At 51.2% G+C, this 16010-nt stretch carries 17 protein-coding genes; 11 read left to right on the top strand and 6 right to left on the bottom strand.

Annotated elements, in window-relative coordinates; genetic code table 11:
- Positions 1 to 33: 33 nt before the first annotated feature.
- The 3 genes from ACYU87_RS03125 to ACYU87_RS03115 form a co-directional block, all read right to left on the bottom strand.
- On the bottom strand, positions 34 to 423 hold the full coding sequence (locus ACYU87_RS03125; RefSeq protein ID WP_461132562.1) for a VOC family protein: 390 nt from the start codon (positions 421 to 423) through the stop codon (positions 34 to 36).
- 108 nt (positions 424 to 531) lie between these two features.
- A complete protein-coding gene (locus tag ACYU87_RS03120; protein WP_461132561.1) occupies positions 532 to 1845 on the bottom strand; it encodes a peroxiredoxin family protein in 1314 nt (437 codons plus the stop codon).
- Between the two features lie 93 nt (positions 1846 to 1938).
- Entirely contained in the window at positions 1939 to 2535 is a 597-nt protein-coding gene (locus tag ACYU87_RS03115) for an NAD(P)H-dependent oxidoreductase (RefSeq protein WP_461132560.1), read from the bottom strand.
- 141 nt (positions 2536 to 2676) lie between these two features.
- On the opposite strand from ACYU87_RS03115, the gene ACYU87_RS03110 reads away from it, so the two are divergent.
- Positions 2677 to 3006, top strand: coding sequence for a hypothetical protein (locus tag ACYU87_RS03110; protein WP_461132559.1), 330 nt, complete (start codon positions 2677 to 2679; stop codon positions 3004 to 3006).
- A gap of 52 nt (positions 3007 to 3058) precedes the next feature.
- Here the strand turns inward: ACYU87_RS03110 and ACYU87_RS03105 are convergent, their stop codons facing one another.
- Entirely contained in the window at positions 3059 to 4177 is a 1119-nt protein-coding gene (locus ACYU87_RS03105; protein WP_461132558.1) for a trans-sulfuration enzyme family protein, read from the bottom strand.
- Between the two features lie 231 nt (positions 4178 to 4408).
- Here ACYU87_RS03105 and ACYU87_RS03100 point away from each other — a divergent pair, with 231 nt between their 5' ends.
- The 10 genes from ACYU87_RS03100 to ACYU87_RS03055 all read left to right on the top strand — a co-directional run bounded on the left by ACYU87_RS03100 (position 4409) and on the right by ACYU87_RS03055 (position 14223).
- Complete coding sequence (locus tag ACYU87_RS03100; protein WP_461132557.1) at positions 4409 to 5248, top strand: crotonase/enoyl-CoA hydratase family protein; 840 nt, start codon at positions 4409 to 4411, stop codon at positions 5246 to 5248.
- A 99-nt stretch (positions 5249 to 5347) separates the two neighbouring features.
- Positions 5348 to 6250 carry an SDR family oxidoreductase gene (locus ACYU87_RS03095; protein WP_461132556.1) on the top strand — a complete coding sequence of 301 codons (903 nt, stop codon included), beginning with the start codon at positions 5348 to 5350 and terminating at the stop codon, positions 6248 to 6250.
- A 142-nt stretch (positions 6251 to 6392) separates the two neighbouring features.
- Positions 6393 to 6911: a DUF4494 domain-containing protein gene (locus ACYU87_RS03090; RefSeq protein ID WP_461132555.1), complete on the top strand. Its 519-nt coding sequence runs from the start codon at positions 6393 to 6395 to the stop codon at positions 6909 to 6911.
- 115 nt (positions 6912 to 7026) lie between these two features.
- Positions 7027 to 7473, top strand: a complete 447-nt coding sequence (locus tag ACYU87_RS03085; RefSeq protein WP_461132554.1) for an HYC_CC_PP family protein — start codon at positions 7027 to 7029, stop codon at positions 7471 to 7473.
- A 74-nt stretch (positions 7474 to 7547) separates the two neighbouring features.
- A complete protein-coding gene (locus ACYU87_RS03080; RefSeq protein ID WP_461132553.1) occupies positions 7548 to 9884 on the top strand; it encodes a TonB-dependent receptor in 2337 nt (778 codons plus the stop codon).
- Entirely contained in the window at positions 9884 to 10450 is a 567-nt protein-coding gene (locus ACYU87_RS03075) for an AraC family transcriptional regulator (protein ID WP_461132552.1), read from the top strand. Before ACYU87_RS03080 ends, ACYU87_RS03075 begins: the two co-directional genes overlap by 1 nt.
- A gap of 138 nt (positions 10451 to 10588) precedes the next feature.
- Positions 10589 to 11674, top strand: coding sequence for a glycosyltransferase family 61 protein (locus ACYU87_RS03070; RefSeq protein ID WP_461132551.1), 1086 nt, complete (start codon positions 10589 to 10591; stop codon positions 11672 to 11674).
- Between the two features lie 20 nt (positions 11675 to 11694).
- Positions 11695 to 12141, top strand: coding sequence for a four-helix bundle copper-binding protein (locus ACYU87_RS03065; protein WP_461132550.1), 447 nt, complete (start codon positions 11695 to 11697; stop codon positions 12139 to 12141).
- 93 nt (positions 12142 to 12234) lie between these two features.
- Entirely contained in the window at positions 12235 to 13785 is a 1551-nt protein-coding gene (locus tag ACYU87_RS03060; protein WP_461132549.1) for a hypothetical protein, read from the top strand.
- Between the two features lie 72 nt (positions 13786 to 13857).
- Positions 13858 to 14223, top strand: coding sequence for a heavy-metal-associated domain-containing protein (locus tag ACYU87_RS03055; RefSeq protein ID WP_461132548.1), 366 nt, complete (start codon positions 13858 to 13860; stop codon positions 14221 to 14223).
- Between the two features lie 75 nt (positions 14224 to 14298).
- On the opposite strand, the gene ACYU87_RS03050 is transcribed toward ACYU87_RS03055, so the two are convergent.
- Positions 14299 to 15417, bottom strand: a complete 1119-nt coding sequence (locus ACYU87_RS03050) for an alpha/beta hydrolase (protein ID WP_461132547.1) — start codon at positions 15415 to 15417, stop codon at positions 14299 to 14301.
- Between the two features lie 178 nt (positions 15418 to 15595).
- Positions 15596 to 15988, bottom strand: coding sequence for a hypothetical protein (locus tag ACYU87_RS03045; RefSeq protein ID WP_461132546.1), 393 nt, complete (start codon positions 15986 to 15988; stop codon positions 15596 to 15598).
- Positions 15989 to 16010 lie beyond the last annotated feature (22 nt).

Raw genomic sequence — 16010 nt, 5'->3', positions numbered from 1 at the left:
AGAAGGCCGGGAAGAACCAGTTCCTGCACAACATTAGTTTGGCTCGATCATATCCCACAAGTTTCCATACAAATCTTCAAATACGGCAACGGTACCATATTCTTCCTCCGAAGGCGGGCGAACAAACGTTATGTTATTGGCAGTCATAGCCTTGTAGTCCCGCCAGAAGTCGTCCGTGTACAGAAACAGGAAAACCCGTCCGCCTGTCTGATTGCCCACCCGGCTTTTCTGTTCTTCGTTTGCGGCCTGGGCTAGTAGAAGACAAACGTCTGTAGAGCCGGGCGGAGCGATGCGAACCCAGCGTTTTGTTTCGCTCAATACCGTGTCCTCAACCAGGGTGAAGTTAAGTTTTTGGGTATAAAAGGCAATGGCATCGTCGTACGTATCGACAACCAGAGTAATATGGGGAATTCGCTGTTTCATTCAACAAAAATAGCCAGCCGGTTAAGGAGAATGATACGATAGGCGTTTATCTATTTCGTCAGCCTGAACAGACAGATCGGGCTTAACCGGGTTGGACATTATAAGCGTTCACTGTTCACTTAACTCCTTCAGTTTAGCGCTCAGCCGATCTCCTCTTAAATCTCTGGCAATGATAACACCATTTTTGTCAAGGAGTACAGATGTTGGATACGCAGTAATGCCATAAGTGTCAACGAGTTTGTTTGTTTTGTTCGATAGTATTTGCGGCCATTTTACCTTCCGTTTCTGAACGAAATCCGCCAATCGGTTGGGGGAGTCGGCGGCTATGCCAATAAATTCAAAACGGGTTTTGTCGAGGCTGCTGTACATTTTTTCCAGAGCCGGAATATCGTTCACGCATCCTTTGCACCAGGTTCCCCAGAAGTCAACGTACACAAACTTCCCTCTGAAATCTGCCAGGGTAATGGGCTGTTTGGATGTGAATTCCTGCGCCGAGAATGGCCGGAAAGGGTAACCAACCTGCAGGGTATATTCGTTGGCACCGTCTGCCAGGGGGGCTAAACGTAAAACGTTATTGTAGAAATCGACGCCCTTGTTTTTGTACATAACGCCATCCAGCCGGATGTTCTCGCGGATTTCGACTAGTTTGTCGTCGCTGACCCTTTGATCATTCGTGAGTGACGATGACTCAATGAAGGCTGCATTTTCAAAATCGGGCTTCGTGAAGCCCGAAATGACGGACAATTTATAGGCCTTGCCGTCTTTCCTGAACGTAGTCTGAGCATGCTGGGGGAAATTATACATGAATTCGCTGCCCATCGTTTTTATCACCATCGGGATGGCCATCTTCACGACATCGCCATTTCGATACACTTCGTAGTTTACGATGGGTGGATTTTTATACGAATAAGGGTCATTATTTTTAATGACGTCGGGATATAGAGCCGTTTCGTCGCTGAAATCAAGGTCATTATCCGTATCAACCATCACCGCCCACTTGCCAGTTTGCTCATCAAAGCCATGTAACGTATAAACGTAGCACTTAATAGGCTTTTTGGAGAGAGTCAGTGTATCGGGTACCCATTTCCAGGATTCCTGAAGATAGTTATACTGGTCTTTCGTGAAATTGCCAGCGAGGTAGTTCTGATAGATGAGTTGATACGTATTTAACCAGACCATCGCTTTGTCGACATGTGACCAGTGCTTTGGAATACCGCTAACGGACAAATACATCTTACCCCAGAATTTCCGGCCCTCCGGATCATTTCTATGGTCGTTTCCCAGGGAGCCAAAGCCCGGGTGGAACGGTCCGTAGCCGTCAACTAACGTGAGGGGCAGCGCTACCTGAGTAGGCTCGGTTGTTTGGTAACAGCTACCCAATAGACCAGAAAGCAGGAATAGAAAGAAGGTCGACGTTTTCATGAGCAGGACGGTGTTTAGATAAGCAAGTAAGCAAAAAGAGCACAAAGTTTTAGCTCTGTGCCATTTTTGCTTACTTGCTTATCTATCAGGAGGTTATTTCTCCACCAGCGTTGGTGCCAACCAGCGAGTAGCCACGTTTAGGGTGTAGGTTAAAAAGGTATTCACCGTACGCTCGTACAGTTCGTGACCAATGAACTGCCCGTTTTCATCCAGGTTTTTATCCGTCTCGTGCGACTCATATAGTTTCGGCGAAACGATAGAATAGCTGTTCGTGAAGCTGATAATTTTGTTCATCACCGTAGTCATATCCAGCGCCGGTTGACGCCCGCCCCGCCCATTCGAGATGCCGACCATGGCAAAGACTTTGTTTTCGAACAGCTGTTTAAAGGATGGCCCACCCAGTTGATGAATGGCGTTGGTTGCCTGTGGGGGGGCCGTCCAGTTATACTCGGGCATCGCAAACAGAATTAGGTCAGCAGCCTCCCAGGCACTGGTCAACTCCTGCTGAAAAGGGGTTAACTGGTCAGGTTTGACGGATCCCTGACCTACAAAGGGAATATCATAATGCTCAAACGTAACAACAGATACCTCGTGCTGACCCTCGGCCGCCAGAAGGTGCCGAACGTAATTAACAAAGCGCAGGGAATTGCTGCTTTTGCGCGATGAGGTAGAAATCAGGGTGATTTTCATGCGGTCAATTCAGTGAATATGCCTAACAAACCACAGGGGTACCGCTTTAGTTTCCACGATTAAAGTGGGTAGAGCCCTGCAACGTTTGTGGATTGGAGCGGGTCTTTGCATCACACTGTACAACATATTCCGAACCATACCATGAGCAAACTCCTGTACCTACTTCTACTGTCGGGGTGCGCGTACGCCCAGGCACCGACCAGATCCATCCGGAAAGACTCCATTCCGGAAGAGCGCAGATGGCCGGTGCCTGATCTACACACATTCATGCCGACCAAGCAACCGAACAACGCTTTTTATCGTGATCCCAGAGATGGGCCTAACGTCGTGCGGGCTACATTAGATAACATGCCCATAAAAGGTCCGGACTCGTCCATCATGTACACCATGCCCGGGGGGCGCATCCACCCGAAAGGTCCCATCGAACTGCCAAACCTGAAGCTGCTTCCGCAGATAACGCCGAAAAAATAGCAGAATAACCAGCGTAGCGGCAACCCGGGGCTTCTACGCTGGTTGTACGGCATTACATTAACGCCTGAGCCAGATCGGCAATTAAATCATCGGCATGCTCCAGACCGATTGACAGGCGGAGCAAATTTTTCGGGGTCGTCGAGTTTGTTCCCTCAACACTGGCCCGATGCTCGATCAGACTCTCCACACCGCCGAGGCTGGTGGCCCGCGTAAACAGATGCAGTCGACCAATAAACCGAATCGCATCACCGGCATCCCCTTTTACCTGTACGGAAAGCATAGCACCCGGTCCGTTCATCTGTTGCTGGATCAGGGCCCGGTCAGGGTGATTGGCTAGGCCGGGATAATGCACTTTTTCGATGGCTGGATGATCCGTCAGGAAATCAGCAATGGCCTGAGCGGTCAGGCTTTGTGCCCGCACCCGAACCCCCAGTGTTTTAAGGCCCCGGCTCACCAGCCAGCAATCGAACGGCGAAGGAACAGCGCCCGACAACCCCTGCAAAAGACGAACCCGCTGCGTAAACTCGTTGTCCTGCCTGAATACCAGTGCCCCTCCCAGTACATCGGAATGACCGCTGATGTACTTGGTCGTTGAGTGCATCACCACGTCGACGTTAAAGTCGATAGGACGCTGAAGAACCGGCGTTGCCCAGGTATTGTCGCACACACAAATGGCTCCGGCTTCGTGCGCCAGTCGGCTTATGGTCAGCAAATCGGTTATAGACAGCATAGGGTTCGAGGGCGTTTCGCACCACACCACCCGCGTATTTTCGTGAAGTGACGACTCAACGGCGTCCAGATCGCTCATGTTCACCCGCGTGTAGGTCAGTCCCCAGGGGTGAAAAACCTGTTCCAGCAGGGCAGGTGTGCCATAGTACGCATCCGCAGACAGCAGTACATGGTCGCCCGGACGAAGCGCCTGGAAAAGCGTCATCGCAGCCGCCTGTCCCGATCCGAACGCCATGCCAACGGCTCCCCCTTCTAGTATGGCAAGTGCTTTTTCGAGCGACTCGCGGGTTGGGTTGTTGGGGCGGGTATAGGTATAATTAGCGGGTAATTCGTTGGCTTCATCGCGGGCAAACGTGGTCGACAAATGAATGGGGGAAACAACGGCCCCGGTGGTTGGATCTGGCTGATGAGTAGCGCGAAGAGCAAGGGTATCGAAATGCATAGGAGGATCGTTAGAGACTGATATATACTGGACTCCACATCGAAACAGCAGGAACAGTAAGAAAGTTGATCAGGTAGCGTGGTCATCCTGTTTGCCGAACTGGCGGCTACTGGTGTTTATCAAAGCAAGCTGGCTTGTCGGTCTGCGTTATGATTTAATTTTTTAGCTGGTGTCAGTAATAACAGTCCGTATACTACTTTTAGACATTCGTATGCAAGCATACTATAGGCTATGAAGCAACCATACCAGTCCTTATCAGTCGAATCAGCAGATGGCGTTATGACCATTTCGCTGCTTGGTCCGGGCAAAGGAAATGCCATGGGGCCGGAGTTTTGGGAAGAGCTACCGGATGCCATGGATGACGTAAGCCAGATGCCCGATGTTCGATGCATTATCTTCCGGGGCAGCGGTGATCAGTTCAGCTATGGCCTTGACGTGGCCCGGATGATGCCGCGCATTGCGGGGATGGCTTCGGGAAATCCGATGGCCAGCGAGCGCCGGAAGCTGATGGATCAGATTCGGTTCATGCAGTCGGGTTTTGTGAAGATACACGAATCTCCCAAACCCGTTATCGCGGCTGTTCATGGCTGGTGCATTGGGGGCGGCCTGAACATGATTGCCGCGGCCGATATTCGGTTGTGCTCTCGCGACGCCAGATTCAGCCTTCGGGAAGCCCGGCTGGCCATAACGCCCGACATCGGCGGATTGCAGTTTTTACCCCATCTGATCGGGCAGGGATTTACCCGCGAGATGGCCTTTACCGGGGGCGACTATGATGCCGCTTTTGCCGAACGCGTTGGGCTGGTCAATCATGTTTATGATACGCCCGACACGCTGTTCGAAGCCGCGGGCACGCTGGCCCGGCAGATTGCCGACAATCCGGCTTCGGCTGTGCAGGGAGCCAAAGAGGTGCTCAATTACAGCCTCAACAAATCCATCGAAGATGGCTTACAGTACGTTGCCGTCTGGAACTCCAGCCAGATGCCATCGGTGGATTTCGGCGAAGCCATGCAGGCCACACTCGAAAAACGCAAAGCCGAATTTAACAGGAAGATAAACCGGGGATATTGAGTTAATGATAGAATGATTGAGTGATAGAATGAATAATTCTCGACTCACTCATTGCTTGGTCATTCTATCACTCAATCATTCTATCATTCAACATTGATCATGACAACAGGTATGCTGCGCGATGGGACGCTGAAGGGGAAAACAATCATCGTAACGGGCGGTGGTACGGGACTGGGTAAATCCGTGACTCGCTATTTACTGCAACTGGGTGCCAACGTGACCATCTGTAGCCGTCGCCAGGCCGTGCTGGATGAAACCGCCAACGAACTGACGGAGGAGATGACGTCAATAAGTGGGTCGGGTAAGGTGCTGGCCATTGCCTGCGACGTGCGAAATACGGATGAAATTGAGACTGTTGTTCAGAAAACAATCGAGCGATTCGGGCAACTGAACGGCTTGCTGAATAACTCCGCCGGAAACTTTATTAGCCCGACCGAGCGGCTGTCTTACAAGGCGTTCGATACCATTGTCGACATCGTTCTGCGCGGCACGTACTATTTTACCCTGGCCGTGGGTAAATACTGGATCGCCAACAAAATTCCGGGTACGGTATTAAACATTTCAACCACCTACGCCACAACGGGTTCGGGTTATGTGGTGCCTTCGGCCGTTGCCAAAGGTGGTGCGTTGATCATGACCAAATCGCTGGCGGCCGAGTGGGGCAAATATGGTATCCGGCTCAACGCCATTGCCCCCGGTCCCTTTCCGACCAAAGGAGCCTGGGATCGGCTCTTCCCCGAACCGTTGGCCAGTATGATGGACCCCACGAGTCGCATTCCACTCCACCGGGTTGGCGAACATGGCGAATTGGCGAATCTGGCCGCTTTCCTGCTATCGGACTACTCGGGCTACATTACCGGCGAAAGCATCACGATTGATGGGGGCGAAGTACTGATGGCTGGCGAGTTCAGCCACCTTGAACAGGTCACAATTGAGCAATGGGATACGATCGAGCAGACCATTCGGCAGGCTAACCGAAAGAGTGAAAGAATGAAAGAGTAAATCGGACCGCCGAAGCGGAGCGAAAACCAGCTGGCAAATTCGCTCCGCTTCGGCGGTCCGATTTACTCTTTCATTCTTTCGCCTTTATTCTGCACTTTTGCCCCCATAAAACTGTTCTATTTACGTATCAAAACCGTTTAAAATGCCCAACTGGTTTCTCGGAAAAATCCGCTATCAGCAGCCGATTGACGACTCGAATGTCGGCACCCGGAATGAAGAATTTATCAAGCAAAAAACCATCACGGAAGCCTATCTGGTAGACGCCGTTAGCTATACGGATGCGGAGGCCCGTCTTTATCAGGAGATCGCTGCCAATACACCCGACTTTGAAATTACGAACATTTCGCGCATGAAACTGGCCGACGTGTTTCATATCGAAGAAGGGGGCGAAATCTGGTATAAGGTGAAAGCCATGTTCATCACCGACGACGAAAAAACAGGCAAACAAAAGAAAACGCCCAGTGTCATGCTCGTCAATGCTGAAACGCCGAAACAGGCGTATGAGCAAGTGGAAATTAGCCTGAAAAGTGCCCTCGATCCGTTCGAAATCACGGATGTGAACACGACCAAGATTCTGGAGATATTTCCGTATAATGAAGAGGAGCAACGTAACCTTCGCCCCCTTAGCGAAGTACTCAGCCCTGAACCGGAAGTCCTCTAGTCTGCCATATCGAATGCCATCCTTTTACAGAATGGCATTCTTTTTTTACGAAATTCCTGGCTTTCAAGAGCCAGCACTTGCGTTGAGTTCGTTCCGTGCTGATATTTGCCCCATCATGAAACGCAATCTGTTCCAATTCTTTAACCTACTGATGGCCTGTGTCGTGCTGCTGAGCAGTACCGGCTTCGGTTTGGTGGAGCATTCGTGCCAGATGCGGGGCAAGAAAAAAACGATGGTCGTCGCCTTCAGCGAGGTGAAATCACCGGGTTGTGCCACCGGCAAGCAGGCCATGCCAGTGCAGCAAACGGTTATCAAAAAAACCGAGTGCTGCCAGGACGACCAACGCTACGAAAATGTCGATATCTCGTCGTCGTTAAGCCAGTTTGTTGCCAAGTTCGTCAAGGTTGTCACCGAGGCCGTTATAACTGGTTTTGTGGCCGTTCTGGCCTGGATTATCGAGGTCGTTTTTGCAGACAAATCAGCTGCTGTTTCCCCCTTTTCGTCGCCCCCTTCGCTTTCCGGGCGCGACATTCTGACGCTCGTTCAGAGCCTCCTTCTTTGATACGCTGATTACGTTGTTCTGGCCCGTGTTTGTCAACACAGGCCTGTTCTACACACTTATTAATCAGCGAATTCATGCAATTTCTCTCTTTACGAATTGTCCTGCTTATCAGTGGGTTATGGGCGGGCGTATTCGCCACAGTGACCCCCTTGCGGGCACAATCCGATACCAGCACCGTCGAAAAAAACAGACCTGTTCGGGGCAGCGTCGGCGAAACCGTTAACGGGCAGCGTGTGCCCCTGGTTGGTGCAACGGTCATCTGGGCCGGAACAACCCTGGGGGCCGTAACCGATGCCAACGGCAACTTTCAAGTGCCGGGGCATCCTGTCTCGCAACGACTGATTGCCAGCTATGTTGGTTACCAGGCCGATACCTTGTCGGTTACCGATTCATCGGTCGAATTAACCATAACCCTACGTTCCGAGCGCACCCTGCAGGAGGTAACGGTGTCGGGAGCGCCGGGGCAGATCGACCGCATTAACCCAATCCAAACCGAACTGATAAACCAGCGCACCCTCGCGAAAGCCGCCTGCTGCAACCTGTCGGAGAGCTTCGAGACCAATGCCTCCGTTAGTGTGTCGTATAGCGATGCCGTTACCGGAGCAAAACAGATTCAGTTCCTGGGGTTGGGTGGGCAATACGTCCAGACCAATATCGAAAACATTCCAACGGTGCGCGGATTGGCCACTACTTTTGGGCTTAATTATATTCCCGGTACCTGGATCACCAGTATCGATGTGGGCAAAGGAGCCGGTTCCGTTGTGAACGGCTACGAATCCATGAGTGGTCAAATGAATATTGAACTGCAGAAACCGGACGATACGAACAAGCTATTTCTGAACGGCTACGCGAACAGTTTCGGGCGCATCGAGGGCAACGTGAACTGGTCGCATACGCTCAGTAAAAAGTGGAGCGTGGGCGTATTAGGCCACGCCAGTACCCTTCAGAAAGAAATTGATCAGAACAGGGACGGTTTCCGGGATTTGCCCCTGTACACGCAGCTCAATGCCATCAACCGCTATAAATACAGCAGCGAGCGATTTATGGCGCAGGTTGGGGTAAAGGCGCTTTACGAAGACCGCGACGGTGGACAGTTGTCCACGTTTCGGTCACCCATAGGCATTGCCCGGTATCAATTCGGGAACACGACCAGACGACTGGAGTTTTTCTCAAAAACGGCTATTCTCTACCCCGATAAACCCTACAAGGGTCTGGGCCTGATCATAAACGGCGTTCATCACGATCAAACGGCTGTTATTGGCTTCCGGCCATACAGCGGCCAGCAACGAACGTTCTATGCCAATTTGATTTATCAGAATATCATTGGTAACACCAACCACACCTACAAAGCCGGGTTGAGTTATTTACTCGACGATTACAACGAAACACTAGCCTCATTAGAAACCCGCCGTACGGAATCGGTGCCCGGTGTGTTTGCCGAATACACGTACACCTATCCCGAAAAAATGACAGTAGTGCTTGGGGGGCGGTTTGATTACCACAATCTATTCGGTCCGCAGTGGACACCCCGCGCGCACGTGAAGTACAACATCAACCAGAGTCTGACGCTGAGGGCGTCTGCCGGGCGGGGCTTCCGGGTGCCAAACCCGATCAGCGAAAACATGGGGTTTCTAGTCAGTTCACGGGCGGTGTTCATGAACCAGAACCGAAACGCCGGACCTTATGCTAACTGGAATCTGACGCCCCTGAAGCCCGAAGTTTCCTGGAATTATGGCCTTAGCCTGACGAAAGACTTTATGGTACTGGGCAAAAAAGCATCGCTGGTCTTGGATTACTACCGCACTGATTTTCAGAACCAGTTAGTGGTCAATGTCGAAAACTCGTCGCTGCTCTATTTCTATAATCTACGCGATGCAACACATCATGGTCGTTCATTTGCCAACAGTTTCCAGGCCGAGTTGAACGTACAGCCTGCCCGGCGGTTCGAGGTGAAGATGGCCTACCGGTTATTCGATACCCAGCAGAGTACAGCCATGCCAGCGGGCGATACGGTACTGCTGCCCCGAATGATGGTGCCCCGCGAACGGGTGCTGCTGAACATAGGCTATGCACTGCCCTACGATAAATGGAAATTTGACGCCACCCTGCAATGGAACAGTCCCCGCCGGATTCACTACCTGCGCGAAGGCTACGTTCATGCCCTTAATCAAAACTCACCAACCGACTATTCGCCGGGGTTCGCCAATCTGAATGCCCAGATCAGTCGTGGGTTCAGGAGTGGCTGGGAAATTTATCTGGGGGGCGAGAACCTGACAGGCTTCCGGCAACTGGACCCCATTTTTGCGGCCAACGATCCCTATGGCCCTAGTTTCGATGCGGCTAGCCGGGCGTGGGGGCCGGTAACGGGGCGCATGGTTTATGTAGGATTTCGCTTTAAACCCGTGAACTAATGATACTAACCGTCCGAAATATGGTGTGCGATCGCTGCAAGCGGGTGGTGCGCGACGAACTCGAGCAAATGGGTTTGGTGATTAAGCGGGTTGACCTGGGCGAAGTCGACCTTGATACGCCACCTTCTGTCCAGCTGCTCGAAGCAATCCGCCACAGGTTGCAGCAAAATGGATTCGATCTGATCGACGACAAAAAGCAATCGCTGGTAGAACACATTAAGGTGCTACTCATCAACGAGATCCAGCATCTGAAAGCGGAGCGGCTTCCCGCCGAAAATTACTCGACGTTTCTGGAGCGAAAGGTAGGATACGAATACTCGTATTTGAGCGGGTTGTTTTCGGCTAGTGAAGGCCAGACCCTGGAGAAGTACATCATTGCCCTCAAGATCGAAAAAGTGAAAGAGTGGCTGCAGTACGCCGAACTCACCCTCAGCGAAATAGCCTGGCGATTGAGTTACAGCAGTGTTCAGCACCTCTCCAACCAATTTCGGCAGGTGACTGGCCAGACACCAAGTCAATTCCGAAAAGATGTTCACGCCAGCCGACGGAATCTGGACACTATTTAGGGGATGGCCCGCAATTAACATACGATTAAGGTTGTAGCTGACCAGCAAAAAATTAGTCTAAAGAAGCGTAATCCAGCCATGCCTATGCTATATACTCTTCTTACATCCGTTAAGGTTTTTTCGAGATCCTTACTCAAGTTGGTTTTAAGAGCGTGTAACGCTGATCCGCTGACCAAAGAGGATACAGCCGCTTTTCTACGGCACTGTCAGGTAGCGAGCAACCCGGCAAAAGAGGTTTTTATACCTGGTGTACAAAACCAGGGGGAGTTAACAAAGCTGATTTTTCCGCCGGTCCGGGCCGTTACCCATCCGTCGTATGTCTGGCAATACGAACGAGGGTCAAAAAAAGCGGTTCAGCTTCCGTACGGGGGCATCCTGACTGATGGCCGGATACTATGCCTGGATTTTGAGAGTTACCACCTGATGAAGAACTGGCGGGGCTTTGGCAAGCGAACCGTTCTCCCATATAAAACGGTGATTGCCCCCTTTAGTCATTACCTAGATGTTGTCGTCTTTGGTGGTTACTACGACTTCGTGATACTGGTTGCCGCCAAGTTAAGTCGTATAAAAGCGGCCCTGCCGGAGCAGGTCTTTGCGAAGGCCGCTCTGGCCTATCCGCTTTTCAGAACAACCTACGAACGGGAGTATCTGTCGTTGATTGGCGTTGAGCCGGATCATGTCTTCGATAGCGTTGTTTGCGACATTCGATTCGAGCGGTGTATCCTGGCGAATAGCGGGCACTGGTTTTACCCGGATCCTGCTGATATTTTCGCGTTAAAAAAGCTGGTAGAAGCCAAACTGACGATCAACCGAACCAGTCAAAACCGAATCTATGTTAGCCGTTCCACGCGTCGTAAAGTGGTGAATGAATCGGCCCTGATCAAACTTCTGGAGAAATACGACTTCACCATTATTGACGATAAACCCAGGTCGGTGGCCGAGCAGGTCGCTATCTACAAAAATGCTTCGTTCATTATGGGGCCGCACGGGGCTTCCTTCACGAATATAATCTGGTGCGAGCCGGGTACACACCTTTTTGAGTTGTTTCCGGCCAACATGATCGTCGATCATTTTGCGTATCTCTCCCAGGTAATGGACATGCGCTACTCCGCTTATAGTCACGTCATTAAAATGGGGCAGACAAAGCATCACATTGAGGAAGATGTTTTTGTGTCCATTGCCGACCTTGAAAAAAGCCTCGACGCCTTCTTTGTGCAGGTGTAATGGATGACAAGCCTGGTTTTATGAAACCAGACCGCAATTATGTAAAAACCCTATCGGGAATGCGTAGTTATTTTGTCAGACCAACGATGGTCAATCAAACGACAACGATTATGGAAACTACGCAACACCACCACAACCATACAGACACCTGTTTTAGCTGTGCAGAAGCCTGCGAACGATGCGTTGCTGCCTGCCTGGAAATGGGCGATAAAGATGGCAAAGGGCACGACATGACGGCCTGTATCAAACTCTGTCGCGACTGTGCTGATATCTGTACACTTTGCGGTCGGCTGGATGCCCGTGGCTCCGAATTTGCCCACGATTTTATGGCTCTGTGCGCTGAAGTATGTGAGGCCTGCGCGGAAGAATGCGAAAAACACGCCGATCATTTTGCTCATTGTAAAGCCTGTGCCGAAGCCTGCCGTACGTGTGCCGATGAATGCCGGTCGATGTCGGCCAACGCATAGAAATCAACCTCTTTACAATATCAACCGTTGATTAGCAGTACGTAAATGACCACTAATTAACGGTTGATGTTACTCTTTCGCCGTAACGATGTTATGAATAGACTATTTCTCTTTTTTTGGTTCACCCTGCTGGTTGGAGCCGCTCAGGCGCAGCATAAGCACCACGAAGGCATGGCGATGCCCGCTCCTGATAAGCCTGCGAAAGAAAAAACGTCCCGAAAAAACAGCGCCGATACAACCAAACCGATGGATCATGCCCATCATCCCGGCATGGATATGGGCCAGCACGAGGGTATGAAAGAAGGCGGCTCAGTGAGCGAAATGAAACTCCTGAATCATGGCCTGACCATGGACACGACGATGGGCATGACGCATTCGCTGTCCCGAAACGTATCCATGAACCGGAACGGGTCCGGTACATCGTGGCACCCCGACAACACACCTATGTATGCCTATATGAGCCAGCCAACACCCAAAGGCTGGAGCTACATGCTGCATTACGCCATCTACCTGCGGTACACCAGCCAGAATAGCAACCATCCTGACGGACGGGGGCGAGGACAGCAACTGGGCGCGCCGAACTGGTTTATGGGCATGGCACAGCGTAAAGTGGGGCAGCGTGGCCTGTTTCAGGTGCGTGCCATGCTGTCGCTCGATCCGCTGACAGTGGGCAACGGTGGGTACCCATTGCTGTTTCAAACGGGCGAAACCTACAAAGGACAGCCCCTGATTGATCGGCAGCATCCGCATGATCTTGTGTCAGAATTGTCGGTGAGTTACAGCCATGCGCTCAGTAAAGATGTCGATCTGTATGGGTACGTTGGTTATCCGGGTGAACCTGCCCTGGGCCCACCGGCCTTTATGCACCGGATTTCCTCATTTAATAATCCCGACGCGCCCCTGAGCCATCACTGGCAGGACGCTTCCCATATTCTGTTTGGCGTGGCTACGGCGGGTTTCCGGTACAAATGGGCCAAGCTGGAAGCCTCGACATTTAAAGGACGCGAACCGGACGAGAACCGCTACAACTTTGATGCCCCCAAGTTTGACAGCTACTCGTATCGCTTATCCGTGAATCCATCTCCTTCGTTTGCCCTCCAGTTCTCGCAGGGATTTCTGCACAGTCCTGAAGAAGCGCATCCCGAAGAAAACGTTACGCGAACAACGGCATCCATTTTGCACAGTAAAGGAATAGGACCGGGCAGTTACGTAACGTCGGCCGTTGTTTGGGGACGAAATAGTCATCACGATGGGGCAGGGGAGAACTCGTATCTGGCGGAAAGTAGTCTGCAACTGGATAAAGTTGCCTTCTATGGTCGGTTCGAAAACGTGAAGAAGTCGGCGGAGGAGCTGGGTATTTACCAGCCGACCTCATCCGGTGACCTCGGAAAAATTACCAGCGATCAATCGTTTATGATCAATAACCTGACCCTTGGCATGAATTACCGAATCGTCCAGCAGCGCAGTACCGATCTGGTTATGGGAGCCCAGGTAACGGCCAGCATGCCCGACCAGGTTTTGCAGTCCTTTTATGGAAAAACGCCTGTTTCGGGAGAAATCTACCTGCGCCTGTCGCCCAGCCTGATGACGATGAAAAGCATGAATCACGCGGGTCATCGGTACCGGAAAGGAATGAGCCATTAGGCAAGTTGCTGTACGTCAGGCACCATTTGATACGAAAATTCGTTATAGATTCACCATAAACCCTGTACACCTATGTTGCGTAACCTGTTTCTGACTGCCCTGACATCTGTCCTGCTCGCCGGCAACCTATTCGCCAACGCACCAACCCGCGACGATAAGGAAAAAGAAGTAAAAATAAAGACATCGGCCATTTGTGGCATGTGCAAATCCCGTATCGAACGGAATCTGTCTTACGAAAAGGGCGTTAAAGAAGCGGACCTTGACGTGAAATCCAAGGTTGTAACGATCAAGTACAATCCGGCTAAAACGGATGTATCCAAACTAAAAGCGAATATCAGCAAAACCGGCTACGACGCTGAAGAAGTCGTGGCCGATCAGGCAGGGTACAACAAACTCCCAAGTTGCTGCAAGAAAGATAGCGGAATGGATCATCAATAAGCGTACTGCTCAAACGCGAAGTGGCCCCACGCCTTATGAAAGCGTGGGGCCACTTCGCGCTTAAACTAAATGGTTCTACTTGAAGGCGTTGATCAATTGTGTAGCCGCCAAAGTCTGGGCCTGTTGCGCTTCGGGAACGATAGCATACATGCCAAAGAACTCGTGCGTTACGCCAGCGTACAGCTGATACGTGACCGGCACACCCACCGCCTGAAGTCTGTCCCGAAGCAGCATGCCTTCGGTCTGTAACGGGTCGATTTCAGCCGCGATGATGGTTGTTGGGGGTAAACCGCTGAGGTTTGCTACGTCAACCAGCGAGATGAGCGGGCTGTCGCCATCGGCTGGCGTGCGGAAGTAATTAGCCGTAAAGTATTCCACTGAAGGCCGGTTTAGTGGCTTGGCGTTGGCATAGCGGTTATACGAATCCGTATATAGATCGTTGTTTGCCACCGGGAACACCGATAAAATATGAACCGGAAGAGCCAGACCGCGATCGCGGGCCATCATGGAGACCGTAATGGCCATGTTGCCACCGGCACTTTCGCCCGCAACGGCTACTTTTGCCGGATTGCCGTTAATTGTCGCTGCGTTATTTTTTACCCACTCGTAAGCCCGGTACGCATCTTCGTGCGCCGTTGGAAACTTGAATTCGGGTGACAACCGGTAATCAACCGACATAACGATGGCACCAGTTTCTTCGGCCAGCGCCAGCGTCGAGTATTCGTAAACTTCCGGACTGCCGATTACCCAGCCTCCGCCGTGATAATACACAATAACCGGCTTTGGCCCCGATCCCGTATTAGGCGTGTATAGTTTGACACGTATCTGGGCGTTGTCGGCTCCCGTGATCATTCGTTCGCTGATGGTAACGTTCGCTTTCGGGCGAGCAATGCCATTTTTGTCGAGCAGCGAATTGACGGCGTCTTTGAAGGATGGCTGTTTGCGGGCATCCTGTGGCGAAAGCTGGTTGATTGGTGTGGGAGCCAGGCGACCCAGTTCTTCAATAACGGCCAGCATCTGGGGGGTAATGGTTGGACCCCAATCCGGTTTAGGACTGCTGGACTGAATGCTCTGACCGGGTTGCGGAATGCGGTGATCCTGACAGGCAGTCAGGGAAAAGGTAGCGAACAAAGCCAGACATGAATACTGTATGATCTGACTCCGACGTGTCTTGGTAATTAGACGATTTTTCATAAAACGTTATCTATTTACCACAACAACACTCAACCTATTATATTGTTTTAGTATGTTTTTTATTCGGTTAAGTCATTAACAGCCCCGTCGTTTCAGGTTTATAGCAGAATCCGTATGCCACCGTTTGTGCATATGTCATCGAGAACTGTGGCTCAGATGTTTACGAAAGTTCTGTACGCTAGTCCTTTTTAATAGGTATAAAAAACAGCTGCATCACCCGATTGACCTCCGCCGATGGTTTGCCATAGATGCCGTCAAACTGGTTCTCAGCCTGATTCATGACTTTTTTAACGTATCGGGTATTCGTTGCTGGCTTGATATCATGGCTATACATGACGCCACGGTACGGGTAGTCAACTGGCTTGAAATCAACTTGTTGCTTGTTGAAATCCTGGTCAGGTTGCTGTGGTACATAATCAAAGACGTCAGTGGTTGCCGGTTTGATCTGGTTGTAAGTCGGAAAGGACACCGGCTGGTTTTTCGACTGGCCATAAACGGCACTCTTTCCGATTAAGGTGCAGGCCGTCAGGAGGTAAAAATGAAAGGGTTTCATCGTCTGGAATAGTATCATTGGGTTGACCCGGCTGTGACCG

This window comes from Spirosoma lituiforme, assembly GCF_054776635.1.
This window is presented reverse-complemented; position numbering and strand designations above follow the sequence as displayed.

What these genes read in the sequence shown, in the direction of transcription:
- ACYU87_RS03125 (WP_461132562.1), bottom strand. Translation starts at nt 423, where the DNA reads ATGAAACAGCGAATTCCCCATATTACTCTGGTTGTCGATACGTACGAC.
- ACYU87_RS03120 (WP_461132561.1), bottom strand. Translation starts at nt 1,845, where the DNA reads ATGAAAACGTCGACCTTCTTTCTATTCCTGCTTTCTGGTCTATTGGGT.
- ACYU87_RS03115 (WP_461132560.1), bottom strand. Translation starts at nt 2,535, where the DNA reads ATGAAAATCACCCTGATTTCTACCTCATCGCGCAAAAGCAGCAATTCC.
- ACYU87_RS03110 (WP_461132559.1), top strand. Translation starts at nt 2,677, where the DNA reads ATGAGCAAACTCCTGTACCTACTTCTACTGTCGGGGTGCGCGTACGCC.
- ACYU87_RS03105 (WP_461132558.1), bottom strand. Translation starts at nt 4,177, where the DNA reads ATGCATTTCGATACCCTTGCTCTTCGCGCTACTCATCAGCCAGATCCA.
- ACYU87_RS03100 (WP_461132557.1), top strand. Translation starts at nt 4,409, where the DNA reads ATGAAGCAACCATACCAGTCCTTATCAGTCGAATCAGCAGATGGCGTT.
- ACYU87_RS03095 (WP_461132556.1), top strand. Translation starts at nt 5,348, where the DNA reads ATGACAACAGGTATGCTGCGCGATGGGACGCTGAAGGGGAAAACAATC.
- ACYU87_RS03090 (WP_461132555.1), top strand. Translation starts at nt 6,393, where the DNA reads ATGCCCAACTGGTTTCTCGGAAAAATCCGCTATCAGCAGCCGATTGAC.
- ACYU87_RS03085 (WP_461132554.1), top strand. Translation starts at nt 7,027, where the DNA reads ATGAAACGCAATCTGTTCCAATTCTTTAACCTACTGATGGCCTGTGTC.
- ACYU87_RS03080 (WP_461132553.1), top strand. Translation starts at nt 7,548, where the DNA reads ATGCAATTTCTCTCTTTACGAATTGTCCTGCTTATCAGTGGGTTATGG.
- ACYU87_RS03075 (WP_461132552.1), top strand. Translation starts at nt 9,884, where the DNA reads ATGATACTAACCGTCCGAAATATGGTGTGCGATCGCTGCAAGCGGGTG.
- ACYU87_RS03065 (WP_461132550.1), top strand. Translation starts at nt 11,695, where the DNA reads ATGAAACCAGACCGCAATTATGTAAAAACCCTATCGGGAATGCGTAGT.
- ACYU87_RS03060 (WP_461132549.1), top strand. Translation starts at nt 12,235, where the DNA reads ATGAATAGACTATTTCTCTTTTTTTGGTTCACCCTGCTGGTTGGAGCC.
- ACYU87_RS03055 (WP_461132548.1), top strand. Translation starts at nt 13,858, where the DNA reads ATGTTGCGTAACCTGTTTCTGACTGCCCTGACATCTGTCCTGCTCGCC.
- ACYU87_RS03050 (WP_461132547.1), bottom strand. Translation starts at nt 15,417, where the DNA reads ATGAAAAATCGTCTAATTACCAAGACACGTCGGAGTCAGATCATACAG.
- ACYU87_RS03045 (WP_461132546.1), bottom strand. Translation starts at nt 15,988, where the DNA reads ATGATACTATTCCAGACGATGAAACCCTTTCATTTTTACCTCCTGACG.